Source organism: Clostridium lapidicellarium, assembly GCF_041224415.1.
In the GTDB taxonomy this organism is placed as follows: domain Bacteria; phylum Bacillota; class Clostridia; order Clostridiales; family Clostridiaceae; genus Clostridium_B; species Clostridium_B lapidicellarium.
Genome location: NZ_JBGFFE010000018.1, coordinates 16,086 through 38,993, shown reverse-complemented (window position 1 = coordinate 38,993; position 22,908 = coordinate 16,086). Strand labels below are relative to the sequence as shown.

Below are 22,908 nucleotides of genomic sequence, written 5' to 3'. Positions count from 1 at the left end.
CACAAATATACTGATAATATGTTTAATATTGTAGATTATAACATTAAATTTATCTGTTATAATTTTAACATTTATTCAGGGTCACAAACCCACTTTTTCATTTTCCGATCACAGTGCTCATATTTTCATATTAAACTATAAGATATCATTTTACAATATAACATACTCCCTTAATTCTTCACATATATTTAATTATATACCAAGCAGTACTTCTTTTCATCACTGTTAAACAGGGTCAATGTTGAGGTAAAAGCTAATATTCCCGACGATTATGACATTTATATTCTGTTCATAAATTCGGGATTTACCTTGATTTACCCATTTGACACAAATATGTATCTATCTTATAATTTATTTACATGACTATAAAAAGCAAGGAAGCGAATTTAATATGCTGGGCGTTATCAAAACTGCAATTATCACTATAGTAATATCGTTTATATCTGGATTGCTTTTAGATTATTACAAAAATCTGGCACCCAGATTATTATGCCGTGTGGGAGATGCCATCCCAATGAATCTAGAAGGTAAGAAAGTTTTTGCATACATTGTTACGATTGTCAATGTATCAAATAAAATAATTCATGAGATAACCTTAGATATACAAAATAGACAAAACAATTTAAAAATTGCAGAGACAAAGATAACAAAGGGGTTGAAATTTAGCTCTTCAATAAAAGATAAAACGTTAGATGTAAATATACCTTTTTTGAGTAAAGGCGATAAATTTTCAGTTACACTTTATGCAGAAGGTCAACATGCACCACTTTCTAAACCTGCTGTCATAGTTAGATCACCTGAAAAATTCAAGAGGATAGAATCCATGGAACAAAAAGGGCTTCTATTTTTATTGCTCAATATACCCAAAAATATAACTAACGCAGTTTCAAGACCAACTAAAAAAGATAATTCTACCAAAACCATGAATAAAAATTCTTATGGAAATAAAGAATTAGGTGGTCAAAAAAAACGAGGAACTTCAAAACCTGTTTTAAATAAAAAGGCTCTGATAGCTATGGCATCAATTGCCCTGGTCGTAATTGTGGGACTTTCAAGTAGAACTCTTTTTAAGGCAAAATCCAATAATACAAAAACCCCTCAAATAGACAACACCGTTAACAAAGAACCCACTACCAATTCAACGGGGGGAACAACCAAGACCAATGGCACGACTAAGTCGTCTTCAAAAGGTACAATTAAGAACACAAATACAGCCAATCCTTCTTACAAGAGTACTGAAAATAACAAAGGAACTACCGGCAGCGGCAGTTCCAATAAAATATACCCTGGAAGCAGCACTGGAAATACAAATTCAAACAGTTCTTATCCAGGAAGTACCAAAAATAATACTGGAAATACAAATACAGGCAATCCGTCTTCCGGAGGAAGCAATACCGGAAATACGAATACAAACAATCCGTCTTCTGGGGGAGGCAATACCGGAAATACAAATACAGGCAGTCCATCTTCCGGAGGAGGCAATACTGAAAATACGAACACAAACAGTTCATCTTCCAATAATAATAACGTAAAAGGAGGCACATCAGTCTCCAATTAGCAGAAAAATCTGGGTCTGCTGCACAATTTGGCATCGGACCCTTTTTATTATTTCAAATATTCCAGTTTTTTCTTTATCCCAGTAAAAACTTTTTTCAAGCGATTTTGGGTTTTTTCAAACAATTCATAATTTATTTTTGGCAGGAATTCTTCACCAAAGAATCTGTTTTCTATATATGCCGTATACCTTATCTCAATTTGTATAGTTTCAACATTCTCCATAGAGGCATAATGATATGTTATGTAGCCCCCTCTTAGTCCTATTTCATCAACCTTTACAGTAAATCCTTCCTGCACAAATGCACTGTATACAATATGCAAAAATTGTTCCGAACATGTTTTTCCATAACGAGTACCCAGTACTATATCTGACTTGGATTGAATATAAAAGCTGTGTAAATCAAGCAGATAAACTCTTCCTCTTTTTTTCAGGACGTCATTTATTTTATCAAGCAAGCAAAAATGATATGGTATATATATTTCATTTATTCTATAATTTATAATATCCTTATCTGGAAGCTCGGTGTAAATCTCCCTATTAAAGGTGGTTTTAAAATATATCAGGGATTTGGTATATTTTTCATGATTAATATTATCCTTAATACTTCTATTTACGTCAATTACATATCTGCTGTAATTGGCCGATACTGTAACTATATCCAATTCATCCAAAAAGCTATACAATTCCCTTAAAAACCAGTCGTTATTTGCCAATATTATATCAGATCTCAGGTTCTTTTCCATCTCAGGTAGAATCTTGTACGAGCTATGGGGAATGCTTGCAATTATCCCACAGGAATTTTTACATTGTCTTAAATTTACAGCTTTCATACCTTTTTCTATATTTCTCCCCTCTTGCTTTTTTCAGACAGTTCAATGTATTTAACCGGTACATTGTCTGTAAGCCAGATACCATTTTTAGACAGATAAAATTTAAATCCATCTTTCTGCATCCGTCCTGAAGCTATAATTAAAACAACTGGAGATCCGTGTCTTTCCCCAACCTTTACAGCCGTAGGATAATCTTTTGACAAATGTACATATTGTCTCGTTCTTTTAACTAACCCTATGGACAATATACTTGAAAGGTATTTCTTACCTGTACCGTGATATAATAAATCAGGCGGCTCAATTACCTTTAATCCGAGATCTACTTTTATTGAATGCCCCTGATTTGCCCTTATCTTAACCTTGTCTTTATCAAAGGAATATCTTTGTTTTTCATCTTCTGCTACTATTTTTTCTAATAAAGCCATGTTTATTTTATATCCATGTGCATTTATCCCGTCCAAAAGATCTTCTACAGGCATATATCCATTTTTATCTATTCTATTGCCTATTACCTGCGGTTTATGCCTCAGTATAAGTGAAATGAATTTACTCAATCTAGTTTCATATAATTTATTATTTTTCATATAACATCACGACACCCCTAATATTTTTAAGATCAATACAGATAAATTATATCACTTATAAGGCAGAAAAATTTTTCTTCAAAATATTACAGGCAGCCCTACTTAATAAAATTTGTCATGATATGACCTTCATCGGCGGGTAAAGGAAACTTTTCCTTTCCAAAGTTAACTACTTCAAGCAGCCAGGCCATAGCCCTCGCATTTTTACGAAGCGTCTGTACTCCCTCGCTGTCTTTCATAACCTCACCTTTATCCATACCATAGGCAGAAGTCCAATATTGGGATGGCGGCAAAATCGTCTCTGCCAGATTCAGATAATTATTCAACTGGTGAACTACATCTACGCCTCCTGCACGTCTGACAACCGAAATGGAAGTTGCCACTTTAAATCTGAAATAATTTGAACTTGTCAAGAATGCCCTGTCTAAAAAACACTTCATATTTCCGGCGATCCCAGCATAATAAGTGGGTGACGCCAGAATAAACCCATCTGACTCCCTCATTTTTTCTGCTGTTTCATTGACAATGTCATCTTTAAAAACACATCTGTTTTTTTTAGAGGAAGAACAGTATCCACATCCTGTACACCCATGAATATTCAAATGTCCAATTTGAATAGTTTCAACATCTATACCATGTTTTTTTAATTCATCTGCCATTACCTTCAAGGCTTGACTTGTATTCCCGTCTTTCCGCGGGCTTCCATTAATCGCTATAACTTTCATAATTAAACCTTCTTTCAGATATTTCTCAATAAAACTATACACCTTATAGCGAATCATTACCATAGTCAATCTCTCAACTTGACAATCGCAAAACAAAGTTATATACTAGGTTAGAATTCTTAAAGTTAGAATTCTAACTAATAACTATTTGAAAGGTGATATACATGACATATGAACAGCTTCAGGAGTTATACGACTTGTTATTTAAAACCATGGGTTTGTTCCATGAAAGATTTCTCCGCCAATTTCCAAAAGAAAGCCGTCAATACCCTGGAATTAAAAAAAATCACATCATGATTATAGGTTTTCTCTACCAGAATCATGTCCTCACTGCAACCCAAATTGCCAAAATGCTCAATATGAAAAAAGGCAGTTTAACGACTCTGATTGATCAATTGGAAAAGCTTGATCTAGTTGTTCGGCATAATGACACAAATGACAGACGAAAATCCCTTATATCTCTTACAGACGCCGGAAAATTAGAAATAGAAGATATAATGAAAAGCTCTGTTCAGTGCATGGGGAAAATCTTAAGTAATACAGATCCTGAAGATTTGTCGAAGTTTGTTGATAGCCTTAAATATGCTGTCAAATTCATGCAAAAATTAAGAAGGTGAATTACAAAATGAATAGTACAGTTGAACTCAAAAACGGAAAAATCGGCAGTCTATTGTGGAAATTTTCCTGGCCTGCCGTTATAGCCATGCTGGTGAACTCTATATATAATATTATCGACCGTGTATTTGTAGGCCGTGGAGTCGGCTCAATTGCCATCGCAGCAATAACAGTAGCCTTCCCGATTATGCTTATTCTTATGGCGGTATCCGTATTGATCGGTGTTGGTGCCACGTCGCTTATATCCATACGTCTGGGAGAGAAAAAGTCTGAAGAAGCTGAAAAAATTGCAGGAAATGCTATATTGCTGCTGATCCTGCTGCCAATATGTATAAGCATCATCTATTTTTCCTTCAGTGATTCCATTTTGACTTTTTTTGGAGCAAGTGCCAAAGTCCTGCCCTATGCCAAAGATTTTACACATATCATAATGCTGGCATCGGCATTTGGCTCTATAAGTATGGGTATGGTCAATTTTATCAGAGCGGAAGGCAATCCCAGAATGTCCATGTATACTCAGGTAGCTGGAACTATAATAAATATAGTTTTAAATTACGTTTTTGTAATGAGATTACACATTGGAATCAAGGGATCCGCATTGGCAACCATCTGCGGTCAAATATTTTCATCTATTTGGGTTCTTAGTTATTTTCTCTGGGGACCTAGTCTGCTCAAAATACGGTTAAAAAATCTCAGGTTACAAAAAAATTTAGTCACCAGCATCGTATCCATTGGATTCGCTCCATTTTCAATGCAGCTGGCCAACAGTTTGCAAAACCTTATATTAAACAAATCACTGGCATCTTACGGTGGTAATATGGCACTGTCGGCCGTTGGCATCGTCGGAAGCATAGCTACCTTAATGTTTATGCCTATTCTAGGTGTCAGCCAAGGTGCCCAGCCCATAATAGGTTTCAACCATGGTGCCAAGCAATTCAACAGGGTAAAAGAAACCTTGAAAAAAGCGGTAATCGTCGGTACTATAATAGCAACATTCAGCACTGCAGTGGTACATTTGTGGCCCATTCAGATCGCCAGCATGTTCAACAACAATAATACAGAACTAATCCGGCTCACTGCACATGCAATGTCAGTCTTTTTTTTAATGTTTCCCGTAGCCGGCTTCCAGATTATATGTTCACAATACTTTCAGGCAGTCAACAAGCCAATCCAATCTACAATTTTAGGACTATCCAGACAATTGCTGCTGCTGATCCCTCTTCTGTTGATACTGCCGCGATTTTGGGGCATTGAGGGTATATGGAGAACCCCGCCCATAGCTGATGTTCTATCCGCTCTTGTAACAGGAGTTTTTATCTCCATTGAGATGAAACGCATAAACAGCAAAGAGGAAGCTGAAATTGTCAACTTTGAAGATGATTCATTTTGAAAGCACTTCATCTCTCCCCTGTGCTTTCAACCATTTTTCGGCATTTGATCTTATCTGTGACTCCAATCCCAAATCGCGCCCCTCATCTCTCATGACTTTATCTGTATATTTATGAGGAAACATTTTCTTAATAGACGAACTATATTCTGTCCCGTCCTTAGGTTGTACAAATTGGGTAACAATAAATTTATCCTTATCCTTTTTCAATACAAGAAGGGCCGGATTCGTTCCGCCGCATGAAGCTCCAAATTTTCCATCAAAAAATGCATATCCTTCAAATAGTGTATAAATATAAACATTTATCAATTTATCTTTCTGTTCGATTGCATATAGCTTATGTGCTTCAAAAACCCTGTCAGCATTAGTCAATATATGAGAATAATAAACGACAATATAATTCGATATTGTTTCATCGATTGCCATTCTCTCTCCAGTTTCAATATTTTTAGCATCAGTTAATTTTGAATTACTGCACCCAACACCAACAACAAGCACTAAACAAAAAAGCACTAAAATAAAATTATTAATATGTTTTTTCAATTTCACCCCATCCCCAATTCCCAGCATAGGCAATTTTAATCTTTCTTTACAATTAAATATTACCATAATTTCACTGAAATATAATGTGTAAAATTTTATTTTCACAAGTTTTTTGCATCCAGTGCCCTTATTGAATTAAAGATTGCAATCAGTGCAACTCCCATATCTCCGAACACGGCTTCCCACATTGATGCCATATCCTGCAATCTCACTATAATTTTCAATTTTGCTTTTGTCGATCTTCCCACTGTAAGCGTCCATAATTGAAATTGCAATAGGATGGTTTGAATAGCTCTCCGCATATGCCGCACTTTCTATTAACTCTTCACCCGAATAATTATTTTGCGGATTTATTTTTGTAACTCTGAATACACTTTTAGTTAATGTACCTGTCTTGTCAAAAACAACTGTTTCAACGCTGTTCAATGCCTCAAGATAATTACCGTCTTTTACAAGTATTCCTCTTTTTGAAGCTTCTCCCATGCCGCTTATGAATCCCAGCGGTATTGAAATTATAAGCGCACATGGACAGGACACAACTAAAAATATCAAAGCCCTGTAAACATAGTCAGAAAAAGTTGCCCCTGCAATAACCAAAGGTGGTATTACCGCAAGTGCTAAAGCACCAAATACAACAATTGGAGTATAATAACGTGCAAATTTTGTTATAAATTTTTCAGTAGGAGCTTTTTTGCTGCCGGCATTTTGAACCAGATCCAAAATTTTGGATACGGTGGATTCTCCATATTTTTTTGTTACTTTAATTGTCAGGACACCATTTCCATTGATAAATCCACTTAAGGCATCCTTACCAGGTCCCAATTCACGCGGAACTGATTCACCTGTCAGTGCAGATGTATTGACCATTGAAGTTCCCTTTACAATCTTACCGTCAAGAGGGATTTTTTCTCCTGGTTTCACAATAATTATATCCCCCACGTTTATTTCTTCAGGCGATACTTTTTCCAATTTATCGCCAATCTTAAGATTTGCATAATCGGGCTTTATATTCATCAATGTATTGATTGATCTTTGAGAATGATCCACGGCCATGTCTTCAAGCAATTCACCTAGCATATAAAACAGCATCACGGCCACACCTTCAGGATATTGTCCAACACAAAAAGCACCAATCGTAGCAACACTCATGAGAAAATGCTCAGTAAATACCTGACCTCTAGATATTTCCTTCACTGCCCGCAAAACAACATTTCCGCCAACTACAACATAGCTTATTAAAAATACAGCCAGTTGAATCCAATCTTGAAGTTTTGGGATCACTCCTCCTGCAAATAAAATGCTCCCATAGGTATGCTGCCGCGAAAAAAATAATAGTTGGGCTTGCCATAGAAAATTTTGCGAACGCCGGTCTTTATTAAAGCCAAAAATTATGTTAACATATTAACATAGATGGAAGCGTAGGTGTTATATATGGATTTTATAAAAATACTTAAAGATACCCTGTCAACCTATTCTTATTGCACTAATATTTCGCTTTCAGTGATAAATGAAATAGGAAACGAATTCATGAGAATAGGTAAGCCCTCAAGCTTTTGTAGATTTTTCAAGGAATGTACTAATGATTTATGTCCCTGCTCTCAAACTCACCTATATGCTGCAAAGCAATCGGAAAAATTAGGTGAATCTTATATATTTTCCTGTCCTGCAGGGCTTATACATTATACTGTTCCAATAATAAAAAAAAATGTGTTCAAAGGTTCTGTACTTGCCGGTCCCATACTTATGAACTTTCCGGATGAATTCATGGTAAATGATATTATCCAAAAATTTGATTTGGATATACAGTTGAAGGGACTGATAGAAACTAAATTAAGTGACATCCAGGTAGTACAACCTTCAAAGGTACGACATCTGAGTAAATTATTATTCATAGTAGCATGCAGCCTTATGGGGGAAGAAAAATACGAGCTTTATGAAAAAAATAAAAGATCACACCAGCAATCTAAAATAGGTGAAAGCTTACAGGATTTAAAAAGTACTAATAATGATATGCTGCGTACTTATAAAATTGAAAATGAACTTCTTATCAAAGTCAAAAATGGTGACATAATAGGAGCCAGAAATATTTTAAATGATCTGTTAGCCCACATATTGTTCTATTCAGGAAATGATATTCGGATAATCAAAACCCGTACTTTGGAACTATGTACACTTCTTTCTAGAGCATCTATAGAAGGTGGTGCTGATTTCAACAAAGTTTTTAGTTTAAGCAGTGATTTTTTAATTAAATTAAATAAAATTAAAAAAGTAGAAGACATTTCATTTCTTTTAATAAATATACTTGATGCCTTTACAGAAAACGTTTTTAAAATAAATAAATCAAAGAATCCTGCTCTAATAAAAAAATGCATAGCTTATATAAATAAAAATTATAAAAACAACATAACCCTTGATACGGTAGCCAATATGGTACATCTTAATTCTTCTTATTTCTCAAGTATTTTTAAAAAGGAAATTGGAATGAATTTCTCAAGTTATCTCAATAAAATCAGAATTGAACAAAGTATGTTTCTTTTGAGGAATACAGACTATTCTATATTAAATATTGCCCTTGAAGTCGGTTTTGAAGATCAAAGTTATTTTTCAAAGGTATTCAAAAATTTTACCGGCATGACTCCCAAACAATACCGGCAGAAGGGAAACTTGACTTTTGTAAGTTAAGTTAGGCACTGGAAATTTGATGTTAATTTCCAGTGCCTTATTAAACGTTTATTAATCCAATCCATATTCCTTTGGAAGGAATTTGTCAAAATCAAGATCATCTTTAATCTGATCATAGAATTCAAGTTCATCATCCGGTACATCCTCAATCTGGTTCTCCATAATATCAATCCATCTCAATTCTCTCTTTTCAACTTTAACTTCCTTATTGGCAATCGCCTTCTTAAGTTTCTCCACTGTCAATTGTGCTGCCAATTTAGTTCTTTCAAACGGAGTCTTACCTTTTAAAATTCCCCTGCTTATGTCAAATACCACATCAGGTCTAAGTACATATGCCTGAGGATCAAGCCTTGAATCGGAATCTGCCAATAAATCTCTTAATTCAGTACCTTTACCTTGCCTCTTTGCTTCATTCATAAGCCTGCAGTCATATATAAGCTGTTCCATGGACACTACAGGTGCCATTCCTGAAAGAAGTTTAACCTGCTGAACGGACTCATTACTCCAAAGATCCGCTACTGCAGCTGCTACATTGCCTATAGGACTGAAATGTGCACATGCTGCTGATTTACCTTCCATTGCTATTGGAAAACCAGTTATTGCCTTCAGATATGCTCCTTCATAAGCACAGTCCTTGCTAGGTCCTACAGCACCTTCTTCAAATGCCACCAATGCTCTGGGAACAGCAGTCACTCTAACTACTGATGCAAATACCTTAGGAATAAATCCTCTTTCTGCAAGTACCATTGCCGTATTGGCAAATCCACAGGCGGAATCTCCTGATGGTATAATATTATTTGCATTGCTCATTTCAACCATCTTTTTCCACAAGAATTTCATATCACGGCATCCAAGAACTCCCAGTGCAAATATGACTTTTTGTATGTCTGCGTTTACAAGAGCATCATCATCTATTTCTTTTCCTCCAGTAGACTCTATAGCTAAAAAGTCTGCTCCTGCTTTACCAAAGCCCTCAAATATCTGCTGCATTTCCTCCCAGTACTCTCCTCCTCTCATTATAGGAGGTCTGTTCATCTCTCTTATATCATTAGGTGTAGCTCTCAAAGCTCCTTTGAGTCCATATTTTGCATTATATTCATTAAGTGCATCAACAATTATCTTACTTACTTCAATTCCCCATTCAGGATGTATTGTAAATTCTGGCAGTGTTTCATATTCCAATACCACTCCGGGAGCATGCAATTCTACTGCCCTTTTAAGCGCACCATCCATTATCTCTTTATATATCTTATAAGCATCCTTGATAGTATTAGAATCAACTGTCATTGCAGGTAACGTAAAATTTAGCTCCGGATATATTTCCCCTCCTCCAACTACAAGTCCGCTTTTAGTTTTCACAGGTTTAGGACACGAGCCATATATAAAATCATCCAGTTTGTCATATGCCAATTTGTCATATACATTTGCCATTATGCCAATCCCCCTTTTATTTACTCTTCTTAAGAACCGCACTCTTTGCAACTTCAGCTGCACTACCTGCATCGGGAGTATAGTAATCTGCCCCTATCTTCTTTGCATATTCATCTGATAAGGGTGCTCCACCTACCATAAATATATACTTATCCCTCACTCCTGCCTTTTCAAATTCCTTTATAGTATCATCCATAGCAGGCATGGTAGTAGTCAACAATGCCGACATACATACAATATCCGCTCCTATTTTTTCGGCCGTTTTTAAAAATTTAGCTGGTTCAGCATCAACTCCTAAATCAGTAATTTCAATGCCTGTGCCCTTCATCATCATTGCCACAAGATTTTTACCAATATCATGTAAATCGCCTTTTACAGTTCCTATTACAGCTTTACCTACAGGTTTTACTCCGGTCTTGGTAAGAATAGGTTCCAACACCTTCATACCTGCGGCCATTGCCTTTGCAGCCATAAGCATTTCCGGAACGTATATCTCATTGTTTTTAAATTTAACACCAACTTCTGACATAGCCTCTATCATACCATCGTTTAATATTTTGACTGGTTCAATTTTTTCGTCCAAGGCCTTTTTTACAAGTTCTTTGGATTTTTTCTGACTACCTGTTTGTACAACTGAAGAAAGTTCCTTTAAATCCATTACATATCTCCTCCCCTTAAGTTAAAAATCCCTTTAAAATTTTTAAATTTTTCTTACATGTTAATTATAGTCCGGACCATAGATTTAATATTGTAGTATATATAGTTTTTTATCAATACTTCAAGATACTCAAAGCATCTTCTAATAAATCCTGTAAAAGCCTTAATTTAGGCAAAATAAAAAACAACATTGGAATCAATAAATATCAGGCTAGATCCTTTATTATGTTCATTTTAGGGCTATATTGGCAGGAGAAAATTAGCAAAATATGGATATTACTCTTTTCCAAAAATTCCTATCGAATTAAACCTATAAGGTATAATTATTTTCAGTGCACAATATTTTATATGTTATATCATAGTAAAGAATTTTTTTAGATTTTTATAATTTTTTTTAGATCCATAATGAAAAATATCTTATGGTATTTTGGCTCACAACTTGTAATTTTTTATTCCATTATCATAGAATCAATAAAATAATCCTGAAAATCCGGTCTTTTTGATAATTCTATATACGCTGCCTTATTCACTACTAATTTAGTCTTATCTCTTACATTTTTGGACAGTAGGTACATTCTGGCACCACTTCCGGCACAATTGCCGATAGATCTGAGCTTACCACCCAATTCTTTAGGTATCATGCCAATTTGCATGGAACTTTTAATATTCATATAATTTCCAAATCCGCCGCCTATATAGACTTTTTCTATCTCATCAAAGCCAATATTCTTTTCTTTAAGCAGTATTTTTATTCCCGCACAAACTGCCGCCTTTGCCAATTGTACCTCTCTTATATCTTTTTGAGTGAAAATTATATTTTTCCGACTTCTACTGTTTCTTGCCACAATAAACTGCAGCATTTTACCTTCTCTGATAATTCTGTCTCTATCTTTTTCATCCTCCACTTTATCTTTTTCAAGCATTTTACCTGTTTTATCCACTATACCGTGAGATAAAAGCTGCGCAACCATGTCCATAACCCCTGAACCGCATATACCAAGGGGCTCAACATCACCTATGGTTTCGTATATTTTATCCTTCGACAGATCTATTTTGCTTATGGCACCAATTACACCACCCATCCCGCATTTTATATTTGCTCCCTCAAAAGCCGGTCCTGCGGCAGTAGAACAGGTTATTATCTCATTTTTATTTCCCAGAGCCATTTCACCATTGGTGCCAAGATCCAGCAGCAGAGAATATCTTTCCGAATTCAAAAGTCCAGAAGATATTATACCTGCTGTTATATCACTTCCCACATAACTTGAAATGCCGGGAATCAGGCTTACCATTCCTCCTGTATCTATCCCGATTTCTCTGGCCTTGAATTCAATCCCTTCTGTAATCATTGCAATATAAGGTGACATGGCCATGTATTTGCAGGTGAGTTTCAAAAGCAGATGAATCATTGTAGTATTACCCACTATGACTGTGTCATATATATCATCTTTTCCTATACTGTTCCTTCCACATAGTAGTCCTATTATATCATTGATCTGCTCTATGATGCTCCTATTTAGTACATCAAGCCCCCTGGGATTTTCCATAGTAAAATTTATCCTTGAAATCACATCGGCACCATAACTTCGCTGTCTATTAACCTGTGACTGTACGTCCAGTACTTTTCCATTTTCCAGGTTCAAAAGGTATACAGCTACTGTGGTCGTTCCTACATCTACTGCCAATCCATAGAGTTTTACATTGGATTTGCCGCTTTTCAATGACAAAAGCCTATTTTTAAAAAATATCCCGGTAACATCAAAATTCTCACTTCTCATGGTTTCACCCATTATAGGAAAACTTTTCAAGTTTATACTCAGATCCTCTTTTCCAAAACCATCACTTAATCTTCTATAATCATCCCTTTGATCCTCAATACAAGGTTTATCCAAAACCGCATGCTTTTTTTCGACTAAACAATCCAACTCGTAATTACATTCTTTTCCTTCTGTAAGTACTGTCATTGTCCCATTTTCTTCTGGAATCACTATTTCCAGATTCCCATTTACAATTGTTTCGCAACTCAGCCTAAATCCACTTTCTATTTCACTTTCAGTAAGATGTCCATTATTGTTTGCCGTCTTCTTGTCCAAATCCCTTATTATCTTGACCTTGCATTTTCCACACTTCCCTTTTCCATTGCAGAAACTCTCCACATAGACCTTATTATCTCTCAATATATTCAGAAGATTCCCACCTTTTTCAGCATATATAAGCTTTTCACCTTTACTGTAGTGTACTACGATTTTACATTTATCCATTTTTTATTATATCTCCTTCCCGCATATTTAAATAAACATACTTGATATATAATAGGCATTTGCGAAATGCCGTAACCCGCATAAATACGGTATATTTTTTATAGCAAAATAACCTCTCACTGATTTATATTAAAATTGAATGTATCCAAAACAAAAAAATCTTTATTAAAAAGTATAGTTTTTAAAAGATTAACTTTTAAAATAGTTTTATAATTATATTATGGTTTAGTATTTTTTAATAAAAACAAGGGGGATTATTTATGAATTTGAGTGAACTTTCTTTATATGTTCAAAAGGGTAATGCAAAAATGGCAAGGAAACTCGTTCTACAGGCACTTGAAGAACATATCGAGCCAACTAAAATATTACATGAAGGTTTAATAGATGCCATGGTAAAAGAAGGTATTAAATTCAAGAACAACGAAATATATGTTCCCGAAATGCTTGTAGCATCAAGAGCAATGTCCGTTGCACTAAAAGCACTTTATCCAATCATTTCTCAACATGGTAAAAAAATAATTGGCAAAGTTGTTATAGGTACTGTAAAAGGTGACATACATGATATTGGTAAAAATCTTGTGGCAATGATGATGAAGGGCACAGGCATTGAAATTACTGATTTAGGAGTTGATGCTGAACCAGCTAAATTTTTAAAAACGGCCGAAAAAATAGGAGCGGATATTGTATGTATGTCGGCATTGTTGACTACTACCATGCCTGCTATGGACGACGTAATAACTGCGTTTAAAAAAGCAGGAATTAAAGACAAATACACATTTATGATAGGCGGTGCTCCTATTACAACTAATTTTGCAAAACAAATAGATGCGGACTACTACACTCCTGATGCAGATTCAGCGGCCAAGCTCGCTAGAAATATAATCATCAAAAAATGAAAATATGAGATATCCTGTTAAATATATGGTGAGGCACCTTTCTAGGTGCATCACCATATAAAATCCAAACAATTATTCAAATAGTTTATTTCTATACGCTTGAAGATAATTCATACAGAATTCATCTTTACCAGCCAGAGTTTCTGCAGTTATAAGACTTCCCATCATTTCTTTATCCAATGGATTTATTATAAGACCATCAAGTCCCCTGCTCACAGCCATAACTGCAAAAATCCGATTAATAAATTTTCTATTTGGAAGCCCAAAAGATATATTTGACAATCCGCACATCATATGAACACCTTTAAATTCTTTTAAAATAGCTTCCACAGAATCCAAGAACTGTACTCCAAAATTATCATTTGTCCCTATAGGCTGTACTAATGGATCTACATATATATTATCCAGTTTTACATGATGCTGAACCAATCCATTTATCAGCTTATCTGCAATTTTGATTCTGTCATCGGAAGTTTGAGGCATACCCCTGGAAGACATGCAAAGTGCCACTATTTTAAGATCAGTGCCTTCAATTATAGGCAAAACTGCATCATATCTTTCTTTTTCAAGAGATATGGAGTTTATCATTGGAGTTTTTCCTTTATGCAGCGCTAATGCAGCTTCTATAGCCTTTGGATCTGGAGAATCTATACAACAAGGTGTATCTACCTCTTCCTGAACAGTTTGTACCAACCATTTCAAATAGTCAATTTCTTTTCCTACAAATATACCGGCATTTACATCTATATAATTAGCTCCGGCTTCAGATTCTTCCTTGGCAATCTTTTTTATATAATCTGAATCATTATTTTTAACTGCCTCTTTAATAGATTTACGAGTTGAATTTATTAATTCACCCACAATTATCATAATATACCACTCCCCCTAATACTCGTTTGTTACATAGCTTATTACATAATCAGTATATATTATGATTGACTGCAAGTATTGTAATTATTTTATATTTTTATAAATAACATAAGCCCTATTTCAATTTCTCTGGGGTTTAAAACTCACATAATGCAAAGCCGAAAATGCTATATAAGCAAAAAATGCTATCTGTATTATAAACACATAGGTAATGTTTTTTCCTCCTGCAAAGCCTATTATATAGGTCAGAAATGCAGCACCAAGGTTGTTGAAGATCACTATAACTGAAGATGCAGAAGGTATATTTTCAAAACTCACATGCTGTATTATGTACCCTTGAAGTGCAGGATATATAAGTGATATTGATATACCTATAATCGACAGTCCAATTAGTGCCTGCAATTTTTCCGTTCCCAACAAGATAACAAATATGCCTGCAATGGATGCTATAGGAGATATGAGTAAAAATTTAAGTTGTCCTATATTTTCGAGAAGCTTATCTCCAAAAGCCCTTCCCAAAGTAAACAATATCCAGAAGCCGAACAGAATATCCGGCACTTCTCCCTTATTAATGCCATAATCTCTTTCAAGAAAACTTCCGGTCCAGTTTGTCGTGGATATCTCTGCCCCGACATAAAAGAATACAGCTATGGAAAGTATTAAAACCATAGGATTCTTCAGTATGTGAAGTGAATTCCTATGCTTTAGATTATCCTTTGGAAGTGAAATCCCGCTGAGCCCTGTAGACAAAACAATTAACACAGCCATAAGTACTATATGAATAATATAGGTATAATTAAAGCTTATACCATTTCTGAGTACTAATCTGTCTATGGGTAAAATTAAAATTCCACCTATTCCAAAACATGCATTGGCAAATCCAAATTTCTGATATTTTTTAGGTAAAAGCGATATGAGCGTTCCCAAAAACAGTCCGCCCATTCCAAGTGCGAGTCCGGATAAGAAATATCCAAATAAAAGTATGTAAAATGATTTTGAAAGTAAGATTACAATACTTGAAAAAATTACAAGTAAAAAACTTATGTATAATCCTCTTTTAAGTTTCAACATATGCATAAACTTTGAAGCTGCTATGCTCATTATAAAAGAGGAACAGTACACTACGGACGGAAGCAGTACAATGATATTGTCAGAAACGCCGTAGATACTCTTTATGGTAGTTATAAAAGGTGACAATGTATTGGAAAACAATGATAGACAAAAGAACCCCCAAAATATAATTATCATATTTTTCAAATCTTTATTCATCAAGCACCTCCAGTATAGAATTTAAATTTTATCTTTTATATTATAACTCATTACCTGTTTTCAACAAGCTTAAATATATTTATTTTATTGTTAATTAATAAAAAAATAGCAGCCTCCACTTTTAAAGTGGATGGCTGCTATTTTTTCAATACTATATTCTAAAAGTAAAATTATCTATAAGCCTTACTTTTCCTATATAAACAGCTATGGCAACTAGAACACTGCCGTCAATATCACCTGAAACGGGTTTTAGATTCACACTGTCTGCAACTTCAACATAATCTATTCTGGCAAGCAGCTCTGAATTGAGTTTTTGGGAAATTATCTCTTTAATTCTACTGGCATTTCTCTCTCCCGAATTCAAAGCTTTTTCTGCCCCATCAAGGCTCCTGCTGAGCACTACAGCTGCTTTCCTTTCCTCTTCTGAAAGGTAGACATTTCTCGAACTTCTTGCAAGTCCATCTGCTTCCCTCACTATAGGACAACCTATTATTTTAACATCAAAATTGAGATCCCTTACCATCCTCTTTACAACTGCCAGCTGCTGTGCGTCTTTTTCTCCAAAGTAGGCCCTGTCAGGTGTTACAATATTAAAAAGTTTAGAAATGACAAGACAAACTCCTCCAAAATGGACGGGCCGTCTTACTCCACACAGCTCTTCCGTAAGGCCTTTCACATTGACAGTCGTACTTGCATCCTCACAGTACATAGTTGAAGGCTCGGGATTAAAAATCAAATCCGCCCCTGCACATTCACATAACTTGGCATCCCTCTCAATATCCCTTGGATAAATTTTAAAATCCTCATTCGGGCCAAATTGAGCAGGATTTACAAATACGCTTACAACAACCTTATCATTTTCCGAAACTGCTCTCTTAATAAGACTTTCATGGCCTTCATGGAGAAAACCCATGGTGGGAACAAGCCCAACGGTAAGTCCTTCCCTTTTCCACATCTTAACCTTATTTCTTACTTCATCTATTTCATGTACTGTATTCATTGTATTATTCTCCTTTAATTCAATTTGTCCAAAATACTGTCATCCATTTTAAAACTATGAGCTTCGTCCGGGAAAACTCCACTTTTAACTTCTTCTATATAATTTTCAAATGCCCCCTTCACAACATGTCCAACATTTGCGTAATATTTCACAAACTTGGGTTTGAAGTCGGAAAACAACTGGAGCATATCCTTATATACAAGTATCTGTCCATCACAATATTTGCCTGCACCTATTCCAATGGTAGGGACTGATACAGATTTTGTAATGATTCCCGCCAATTTATAGGGAATACCTTCAAGTACAATAGAAAACACGCCTGCATCTTCCAGTTTTTTTGCATCCTCTATTATTTTTCTGGCATTCATTTCATTTTTACCCTGAACCTTAAATCCTCCAAATACATTTACAGACTGTGGTGTAAGCCCAATATGTCCCATAACTGGAATCTGAGCTTTTACAATAGCTTTCACCTGTTCACAAACCGATGAGCCGCCTTCAAGTTTTACAGCATCTGCATGTCCCTCCTGTATCAATCTTCCGGCATTTTTTACCGCATCATATATGGAATTTTGATATGACATGAAGGGCATGTCTCCAACCACCAATGCATTTTTTACTCCCCTTGAAACTGCTTTTACATGGTGAATCATATCTTCCATAGTGACACTCAAGGTATCTTTGTAGCCAAGGCAAACCATTCCAAGTGAATCACCAACCAAAATTCCATCAATACCGGATTCGTCTATAAGTTTCGCCATTGAATAGTCATAAGCAGTAAGCATTGTAATCTTGACATTCTTCTGTTTCGCATCCATAAAAGTTAAAGCCCTGTTCTTTGTCATTTTCTAACCTCCAAATTTTTTTTTTATTAAATTATAGTAGCTCCTGCCGTGTTTTTTTTCAGATAATCGAGCCAGATTCATGGACAAACGCCTGTATAATTCCAGATCTTCCCGAGGTATAACATTGAGATGACGTCTCAATGTCCCAACATCGCCTCTTTCAACAGGTCCCGTAAGTGCATCTGTAAAGCCCTTGTTCTTTATATTTTGTATGTTATTTTCAATTAGGGGCATCAATGCACCTATACAATCTTTTTTATCAATCCCGCAGTTTTTCAGGTACTGACATCCTATATCTAAAAGTGAAAGTACTAAATTAGATACTGTAACGTTTGCAAGATGATACAAAGTTTTTTTGTTTTTATCAAGTACAATAACTTTATTTCCTATATGGTCAAAAATGGAAACCAAAGTTTCTAAGTACTTAAAATCCCCTTCAATTGAAAAATAAATTTTTTTTAGAATTTTATAAGTAGTAAATTTATCTGAAAAAGCACACATTGGGTGGATAGAATATCCGAATGCGCCTGAAGTGTTAATACATGAAAAGATTGATGAAGATAAAGAACCACTTGAATGACATATAATCTTGCCTTTCAGGTCATATTTTCTAATTTGGTTCCATATTTTTTCTATAATGTCATCGGGGGTTGTTATAAAAATAGCATTACAACTTTCAACTAATTTACCAATTTCAACATAAAAATTACTTTCTGTAAATTCGGCTGCTTCCCTTGCTGAATTTACATTCCTGCTGTAGTAGCCTTTTACATTTAATGCATTGATACTAAAATATTTGCCTAAGCTTACGCCTACTTTTCCGGCACCAATAAAACCGATACTCAATTTCACAGCATCACCGTCTCTTTCGTAGTAAATAGCTTATACCAATTCCCCTTTGACTTTTATATTAAATTTAATAACACTTACGGTGCAGTTCAAAAATGATACTACCCAAAGTTAATTTTATCACAAGTCGATTTCGTATTCAAATATTCAAATTACGAATTGCAGATTGTATATGAAACTTTTGTAATATTTTTATAGTTACTGTTATAATTAAAAATTGGAGTATATGATTTCGAAATAAACATATTCAGCACGGTAATAATTGTTGTTATTATAATTTTGTAAATAATATCATCTCCAGTATTATTTTCTTTTATCATTGATAGCCCTATAATAAATATTTAAAGCTTTTATTGACTTCAGGTAACTTTTTAATCTCCGTGTCAACTAATATAGATACATAATTTACCGCTCGGCACCTGGGATACAGTACAGGATTTAATTATTCGATTGAACTCTCCGTGCTGTTTTATCTTAATCATAGACTTTAATTTAGGTATTTTGTTCTGACACAGCCAAAAGTTTTAGCAAAATACAATTTTTGTTCCTTGTTCGGATAAATTTATAGGCTATTTACTTCAGTAAATAACCTATTATGATTTTTATATTATTATAGAAAACTTTTATATTTTTAAAAATCTATAATCTCAGCTCTTACATTACTGTCATATTTTTTGGATACATCACCAACTGGTGTAAGTAAAATTTCACCTGTTATACTTATAACTGCAGAAATAAGATGTCCTCCAAATACCCTGTAATCCGAACCTGATATGGAAATATGCATATGAACATAAGGTTTCCCATCGCATAAGCTGAAATTACCGATAAGACTGATTATTTCATAATCGCCTTTATCAAATACCTTTTTTGTAAAAACTTTTGTATCAGGTTCATAATAACCCAATGTTGCACTGCCGCAGGCACCAATTCCATCAATAGAAGCAAATTTTACATTATTTTCTGTACAGACCTTTGAAACAGATTCTGTTATCTCATCACCTTTATCAAGCCTCAATAATATTTTGCCGTTAAATTTTTTATAATCCAACTATGCTCACCTCATAATATATTACAGAATATAATTATTTTTTAACAAAATTCATATATCACAGCTTTTCTTTTACCGAATTAAGCTTCTGACTCATAGATGCATCCTTGTCTCTTCTATCATCTATGCTTATAGAAGTAATAACTCTCTTAGCACCATTTTGAAAAGGAATTTCATGCATTTTCCTCATAACTTCCAAAATAACATCTAAATCCCCCTCAAATACTGTAGCCATAGGGGTTAATTCATATTTGACACGTTTTTCATCCTGAAGTATTTTGTGACAATTGGCCACATATCTGCTTACACTTGTAGATCCTGTTCCAACCGGTACAATTGTTACCTGTGCTATAGCCAAGTTCAACACCTCCAAGTTCATTTTAAAACAATTTGCCGCAAAAAGAAAGGATCTTTCAGCAGCAATAAATTGGTATATGTTTTATATTGAAAACTTAATAGTATGTATTATCGTTGTATAATATAATTTAATTATGATAGCTGTACATTATAAGATTATCATATTGTTTGGAGTGTAAAATAGTTGGCATACAAGAAAAGAGGGTGAGCAGCATAAAAAAGGGTAGTTAATTTCACATTAAATCCGACAAAAAAAAGAAAAAATAGTTCTTGGATACCTGACCTATGCGGCCTCGAAATTGTGGAATACAGCAAACTATGAAAGAAAAGGCTGGTCAAAGGAGAGCGGCCTGGAGTTATCCTAACTGGTATAAACAGCAAAAAGAGCTGAAGGACCACTTCTGGTATAGGAACCTGCAGTCCCAGGCTGCCCAGTGTGAAGTACCTCAACAACGGTTTTGTTATAAATGGAAATACCATAAAGGTCAAAGAAAAAACCAGCCCAGAAATCGACCAACCAAATAATAATTTGAATAAAGAAAATAAAAAACAGGAATATATAAATAAATTAGACAATATCGAAGCAGGTTTTAAAGATTTTAACGATACTGAAAAAGCAACAGAAAATATAAGGAGGGACAATGGAATCTATACTATATACCAACTCATTAGCCCAATCAACAAAAGAAAGATGCTATGAATTGGTGGACAAGTACATGAAATAATATAAACTGTCAAAACTAGTTTCTTTCATAGACAATTGTTTTGGACAATTTATCATTTCGGCAGTTTTTTTAACATATAATCCCAGATAGCAAATGCCGAGTTTTTCCTGCCGTTTATAGAATTTAAAATATTTTTTAATGTTCTCATATTTTCTCTATAAGATGGTTTTCTAATTATTCTATTTACAGAAGACTGTATATTATGTGAACTCCACCTGTTTATCGGTATACGTATGCCTGCTCCTCTTATAACTATATTGTCAAGATTTATTTGCTGTTCCGGCTGCATTGCAAATCCGACGACCGGGGTACCACTTGCTATTGCGGTTTGTATAGTTCCCTGACCTCCATGAGAGATGACTATATCTGCAAGTGAATTTACCAGCGGTGCTGGTACAAATGAATCTGTTAAATAAATATTAGGATTACTTCCTGCATAGGCTTTTGCTTCATCGATTGGGCATACAGCTTCAGGGGCCAAAATCACCGCACTCCAATTCTTTCCTATTCCTTGGTTTAATGCCTTCATGACTTCAAATAAACATTGTTTTTCCCCTGAACTCCCCAGAGTACAAAAAATTTTCAACCTTTCATTTTCTCGATTAAATATATTCAGTATATTTTTATCTATTTCAATATTATTTGAAGCAGGTGCATATAACGGTCCCACAATTTTGTAATTATCTGGAAGTATATCATCTTTATAAAATTCCTTAAAGTCATTTATTATTGTCAAATCTGCCCTAAGCATATCAAACAAATTATTTATTGGTTCCTTATTCCATTTAAACTCATCAAGAGCTTTAATAATATTGCTCTGCTTAAAAATTGGGGCTCTCATTTTTAAAGACTTGGGAATCAGCTTTATAATTTTTCTGCGAAGCCTTAAAGGAAGATATGTGAGAGGTTTAATCACATCAGGAATATCTTTCATTAATGTAGAGGCAAAAATATTCTCCTGTAACGGTATAGGTAAATAACATATCCCTAATATTGGATTATTAACCATTCTTCTAGCAAGACTTGCTATAGGGTAAAATCCGTGAATAACTACATCTGGTTTTAATTCAATAAATGCGTGAACCTCACCTCTCAATAATTCACCTGCAAGTTTCATATCACCGATTAAATTAGTTTTTGTAGGTTTTAGATCTTGACGGAAACCTACTCCTGGCAGCACGGGTAAGCATTTATGAATCTTAAATCCATTATAAACCACCTTTTGTTCAAATTTGCTTCCATTAGATAAAAATATTATATTCAATTCATAATTATCAGGACAATAATCCTTGATCCCATTCGCTATTTCCAATGCACGAGTCGCTTCACCGGCATCTGAAAGTACAACAGAAAAAACGATTCGTAATTTTCTTTTACCAGCCATATAATTCACCTTTAACATATCATTTGTTTGCACATTTTTGTATCTCAAAAAAGAATAGTCTATCGATTCCCGCAATATTTGGAATTTACAGTCAAATAATTTTATTAAAAATCACTGCCAGTTCCTTTTTATATCTTAAAAAAGAATGATCTATCCCACTTCCTGCAATATCATGTATTTCATCGAAAGATAACTTCATTGATGAGCTGCCATTCTTTTGAATGTATTCCCATAAAGCAGTGTATTTACTCATAACATTTCGCTCCTTATCAATTAACAATTCAGTTTTTTATATAATTATAGTTTTTTTGACATTTTATCATTATAAATTTAAATGGAGGTTTATTTTTATATTATTATGTGGCTCAACAACTTTCCAAAATTCTGTC

The 22,908-nt window shown here is 34.5% G+C and carries 23 protein-coding genes and 2 pseudogenes; 6 read left to right on the top strand and 19 right to left on the bottom strand.

Going from position 1 to position 22,908, the window contains the following annotated elements:
• Positions 1–391: 391 nt before the first annotated feature.
• Positions 392–1,558 carry a hypothetical protein gene (locus AB8S09_RS11565; protein ID WP_369869161.1) on the top strand — a complete coding sequence of 389 codons (1,167 nt, stop codon included), beginning with the start codon at positions 392–394 and terminating at the stop codon, positions 1,556–1,558.
• 47 nt (positions 1,559–1,605) lie between these two features.
• Here AB8S09_RS11565 and AB8S09_RS11560 read toward each other — a convergent pair whose 3' ends face one another.
• The 3 genes from AB8S09_RS11560 to AB8S09_RS11550 all read right to left on the bottom strand — a co-directional run bounded on the left by AB8S09_RS11560 (position 1,606) and on the right by AB8S09_RS11550 (position 3,697).
• Positions 1,606–2,388 carry an N-formylglutamate amidohydrolase gene (locus tag AB8S09_RS11560; protein WP_294183770.1) on the bottom strand — a complete coding sequence of 261 codons (783 nt, stop codon included), beginning with the start codon at positions 2,386–2,388 and terminating at the stop codon, positions 1,606–1,608.
• 8 nt (positions 2,389–2,396) lie between these two features.
• The gene (locus AB8S09_RS11555; protein WP_369869160.1) at positions 2,397–2,972 is read right to left on the bottom strand and encodes an RNA 2'-phosphotransferase; all 576 of its coding nucleotides are present in this window, start codon (positions 2,970–2,972) and stop codon (positions 2,397–2,399) included.
• 98 nt (positions 2,973–3,070) lie between these two features.
• Complete coding sequence (locus AB8S09_RS11550; RefSeq protein ID WP_294183766.1) at positions 3,071–3,697, bottom strand: flavodoxin family protein; 627 nt, start codon at positions 3,695–3,697, stop codon at positions 3,071–3,073.
• A gap of 164 nt (positions 3,698–3,861) precedes the next feature.
• Between AB8S09_RS11550 and AB8S09_RS11545 the strand changes: the two genes are divergently transcribed.
• Positions 3,862–4,314 carry a MarR family winged helix-turn-helix transcriptional regulator gene (locus AB8S09_RS11545; protein ID WP_369869159.1) on the top strand — a complete coding sequence of 151 codons (453 nt, stop codon included), beginning with the start codon at positions 3,862–3,864 and terminating at the stop codon, positions 4,312–4,314.
• Between the two features lie 8 nt (positions 4,315–4,322).
• Positions 4,323–5,702 (top strand): MATE family efflux transporter, encoded by a 1,380-nt coding sequence (locus AB8S09_RS11540; RefSeq protein ID WP_294183761.1) that lies wholly within the window; start codon positions 4,323–4,325, stop codon positions 5,700–5,702.
• On the opposite strand, the gene AB8S09_RS11535 is transcribed toward AB8S09_RS11540, so the two are convergent.
• Complete coding sequence (locus AB8S09_RS11535) at positions 5,694–6,242, bottom strand: hypothetical protein (protein WP_369869158.1); 549 nt, start codon at positions 6,240–6,242, stop codon at positions 5,694–5,696. The genes AB8S09_RS11540 and AB8S09_RS11535 overlap by 9 nt on opposite strands.
• A 183-nt stretch (positions 6,243–6,425) precedes the next feature.
• Positions 6,426–7,631 (bottom strand): annotated as a pseudogene (gene cadA, locus AB8S09_RS11530) (cadmium family heavy metal-translocating P-type ATPase); the annotation flags it as partial.
• A gap of 42 nt (positions 7,632–7,673) precedes the next feature.
• Here cadA and AB8S09_RS11525 point away from each other — a divergent pair.
• Complete coding sequence (locus AB8S09_RS11525; RefSeq protein WP_294183756.1) at positions 7,674–8,924, top strand: AraC family transcriptional regulator; 1,251 nt, start codon at positions 7,674–7,676, stop codon at positions 8,922–8,924.
• Between the two features lie 51 nt (positions 8,925–8,975).
• On the opposite strand, the gene AB8S09_RS11520 is transcribed toward AB8S09_RS11525, so the two are convergent.
• The 3 genes from AB8S09_RS11520 to AB8S09_RS11510 all read right to left on the bottom strand — a co-directional run bounded on the left by AB8S09_RS11520 (position 8,976) and on the right by AB8S09_RS11510 (position 13,273).
• Complete coding sequence (locus tag AB8S09_RS11520) at positions 8,976–10,355, bottom strand: methyltransferase MtaB domain-containing protein (protein WP_294183754.1); 1,380 nt, start codon at positions 10,353–10,355, stop codon at positions 8,976–8,978.
• A gap of 16 nt (positions 10,356–10,371) precedes the next feature.
• Positions 10,372–11,013, bottom strand: coding sequence for a cobalamin B12-binding domain-containing protein (locus tag AB8S09_RS11515; RefSeq protein ID WP_294183752.1), 642 nt, complete (start codon positions 11,011–11,013; stop codon positions 10,372–10,374).
• 448 nt (positions 11,014–11,461) lie between these two features.
• Positions 11,462–13,273: an ASKHA domain-containing protein gene (locus tag AB8S09_RS11510; RefSeq protein ID WP_294183750.1), complete on the bottom strand. Its 1,812-nt coding sequence runs from the start codon at positions 13,271–13,273 to the stop codon at positions 11,462–11,464.
• 260 nt (positions 13,274–13,533) lie between these two features.
• Between AB8S09_RS11510 and AB8S09_RS11505 the strand changes: the two genes are divergently transcribed.
• On the top strand, positions 13,534–14,169 hold the full coding sequence (locus tag AB8S09_RS11505; protein WP_369869157.1) for a cobalamin B12-binding domain-containing protein: 636 nt from the start codon (positions 13,534–13,536) through the stop codon (positions 14,167–14,169).
• A gap of 72 nt (positions 14,170–14,241) precedes the next feature.
• Here AB8S09_RS11505 and AB8S09_RS11500 read toward each other — a convergent pair whose 3' ends face one another.
• The 9 genes and pseudogenes from AB8S09_RS11500 to AB8S09_RS11460 all read right to left on the bottom strand — a co-directional run bounded on the left by AB8S09_RS11500 (position 14,242) and on the right by AB8S09_RS11460 (position 20,411).
• Positions 14,242–15,039, bottom strand: a complete 798-nt coding sequence (locus AB8S09_RS11500) for a methyltetrahydrofolate cobalamin methyltransferase (RefSeq protein WP_294183746.1) — start codon at positions 15,037–15,039, stop codon at positions 14,242–14,244.
• A 120-nt stretch (positions 15,040–15,159) separates the two neighbouring features.
• The gene (locus tag AB8S09_RS11495; RefSeq protein ID WP_294183744.1) at positions 15,160–16,308 is read right to left on the bottom strand and encodes an MFS transporter; all 1,149 of its coding nucleotides are present in this window, start codon (positions 16,306–16,308) and stop codon (positions 15,160–15,162) included.
• A 151-nt stretch (positions 16,309–16,459) separates the two neighbouring features.
• Entirely contained in the window at positions 16,460–17,308 is an 849-nt protein-coding gene (panC, locus tag AB8S09_RS11490; RefSeq protein WP_369869156.1) for a pantoate--beta-alanine ligase, read from the bottom strand.
• A 14-nt stretch (positions 17,309–17,322) separates the two neighbouring features.
• Entirely contained in the window at positions 17,323–18,153 is an 831-nt protein-coding gene (gene panB, locus AB8S09_RS11485) for a 3-methyl-2-oxobutanoate hydroxymethyltransferase (RefSeq protein ID WP_369869155.1), read from the bottom strand.
• 3 nt (positions 18,154–18,156) lie between these two features.
• Positions 18,157–19,005, bottom strand: a complete 849-nt coding sequence (locus AB8S09_RS11480) for a Rossmann-like and DUF2520 domain-containing protein (protein ID WP_369869154.1) — start codon at positions 19,003–19,005, stop codon at positions 18,157–18,159.
• Positions 19,006–19,351: 346 nt separating this feature from the next.
• Positions 19,352–19,505, bottom strand: a pseudogene (locus AB8S09_RS11475) (RNA-guided endonuclease TnpB family protein); the annotation flags it as partial.
• Positions 19,490–19,540 carry a hypothetical protein gene (locus AB8S09_RS11470; protein WP_369869173.1) on the bottom strand — a complete coding sequence of 17 codons (51 nt, stop codon included), beginning with the start codon at positions 19,538–19,540 and terminating at the stop codon, positions 19,490–19,492. The pseudogene AB8S09_RS11475 and the gene AB8S09_RS11470, both read right to left, overlap by 16 nt.
• Before the next feature lie 93 nt (positions 19,541–19,633).
• Entirely contained in the window at positions 19,634–20,053 is a 420-nt protein-coding gene (locus tag AB8S09_RS11465; protein ID WP_294183734.1) for a PPC domain-containing DNA-binding protein, read from the bottom strand.
• 58 nt (positions 20,054–20,111) lie between these two features.
• Complete coding sequence (locus AB8S09_RS11460; protein ID WP_294183733.1) at positions 20,112–20,411, bottom strand: MTH1187 family thiamine-binding protein; 300 nt, start codon at positions 20,409–20,411, stop codon at positions 20,112–20,114.
• 435 nt (positions 20,412–20,846) lie between these two features.
• On the opposite strand from AB8S09_RS11460, the gene AB8S09_RS11455 reads away from it, so the two are divergent.
• Positions 20,847–21,110, top strand: coding sequence for a hypothetical protein (locus tag AB8S09_RS11455; protein ID WP_369869153.1), 264 nt, complete (start codon positions 20,847–20,849; stop codon positions 21,108–21,110).
• A 77-nt stretch (positions 21,111–21,187) separates the two neighbouring features.
• On the opposite strand, the gene AB8S09_RS11450 is transcribed toward AB8S09_RS11455, so the two are convergent.
• Positions 21,188–22,519: a glycosyltransferase gene (locus AB8S09_RS11450; RefSeq protein WP_369869152.1), complete on the bottom strand. Its 1,332-nt coding sequence runs from the start codon at positions 22,517–22,519 to the stop codon at positions 21,188–21,190.
• Between the two features lie 91 nt (positions 22,520–22,610).
• A complete protein-coding gene (locus AB8S09_RS11445; RefSeq protein WP_294183812.1) occupies positions 22,611–22,772 on the bottom strand; it encodes a hypothetical protein in 162 nt (53 codons plus the stop codon).
• Positions 22,773–22,908 lie beyond the last annotated feature (136 nt).

Coding starts and splice junctions, on each gene's coding strand:
- AB8S09_RS11540 (WP_294183761.1), top strand. CDS start 4,323: ATGAATAGTACAGTTGAACTCAAAAACGGAAAAATCGGCAGTCTATTG.
- AB8S09_RS11525 (WP_294183756.1), top strand. CDS start 7,674: ATGGATTTTATAAAAATACTTAAAGATACCCTGTCAACCTATTCTTAT.
- AB8S09_RS11555 (WP_369869160.1), bottom strand. CDS start 2,972: ATGAAAAATAATAAATTATATGAAACTAGATTGAGTAAATTCATTTCA.
- panB (WP_369869155.1), bottom strand. CDS start 18,153: ATGACAAAGAACAGGGCTTTAACTTTTATGGATGCGAAACAGAAGAAT.
- AB8S09_RS11505 (WP_369869157.1), top strand. CDS start 13,534: ATGAATTTGAGTGAACTTTCTTTATATGTTCAAAAGGGTAATGCAAAA.
- AB8S09_RS11500 (WP_294183746.1), bottom strand. CDS start 15,039: ATGATAATTGTGGGTGAATTAATAAATTCAACTCGTAAATCTATTAAA.
- AB8S09_RS11545 (WP_369869159.1), top strand. CDS start 3,862: ATGACATATGAACAGCTTCAGGAGTTATACGACTTGTTATTTAAAACC.
- AB8S09_RS11550 (WP_294183766.1), bottom strand. CDS start 3,697: ATGAAAGTTATAGCGATTAATGGAAGCCCGCGGAAAGACGGGAATACA.
- AB8S09_RS11510 (WP_294183750.1), bottom strand. CDS start 13,273: ATGGATAAATGTAAAATCGTAGTACACTACAGTAAAGGTGAAAAGCTT.
- AB8S09_RS11515 (WP_294183752.1), bottom strand. CDS start 11,013: ATGGATTTAAAGGAACTTTCTTCAGTTGTACAAACAGGTAGTCAGAAA.
- AB8S09_RS11495 (WP_294183744.1), bottom strand. CDS start 16,308: ATGAATAAAGATTTGAAAAATATGATAATTATATTTTGGGGGTTCTTT.
- AB8S09_RS11445 (WP_294183812.1), bottom strand. CDS start 22,772: ATGAGTAAATACACTGCTTTATGGGAATACATTCAAAAGAATGGCAGC.
- AB8S09_RS11450 (WP_369869152.1), bottom strand. CDS start 22,519: ATGGCTGGTAAAAGAAAATTACGAATCGTTTTTTCTGTTGTACTTTCA.
- AB8S09_RS11565 (WP_369869161.1), top strand. CDS start 392: ATGCTGGGCGTTATCAAAACTGCAATTATCACTATAGTAATATCGTTT.
- AB8S09_RS11560 (WP_294183770.1), bottom strand. CDS start 2,388: ATGAAAGCTGTAAATTTAAGACAATGTAAAAATTCCTGTGGGATAATT.
- panC (WP_369869156.1), bottom strand. CDS start 17,308: ATGAATACAGTACATGAAATAGATGAAGTAAGAAATAAGGTTAAGATG.
- AB8S09_RS11520 (WP_294183754.1), bottom strand. CDS start 10,355: ATGGCAAATGTATATGACAAATTGGCATATGACAAACTGGATGATTTT.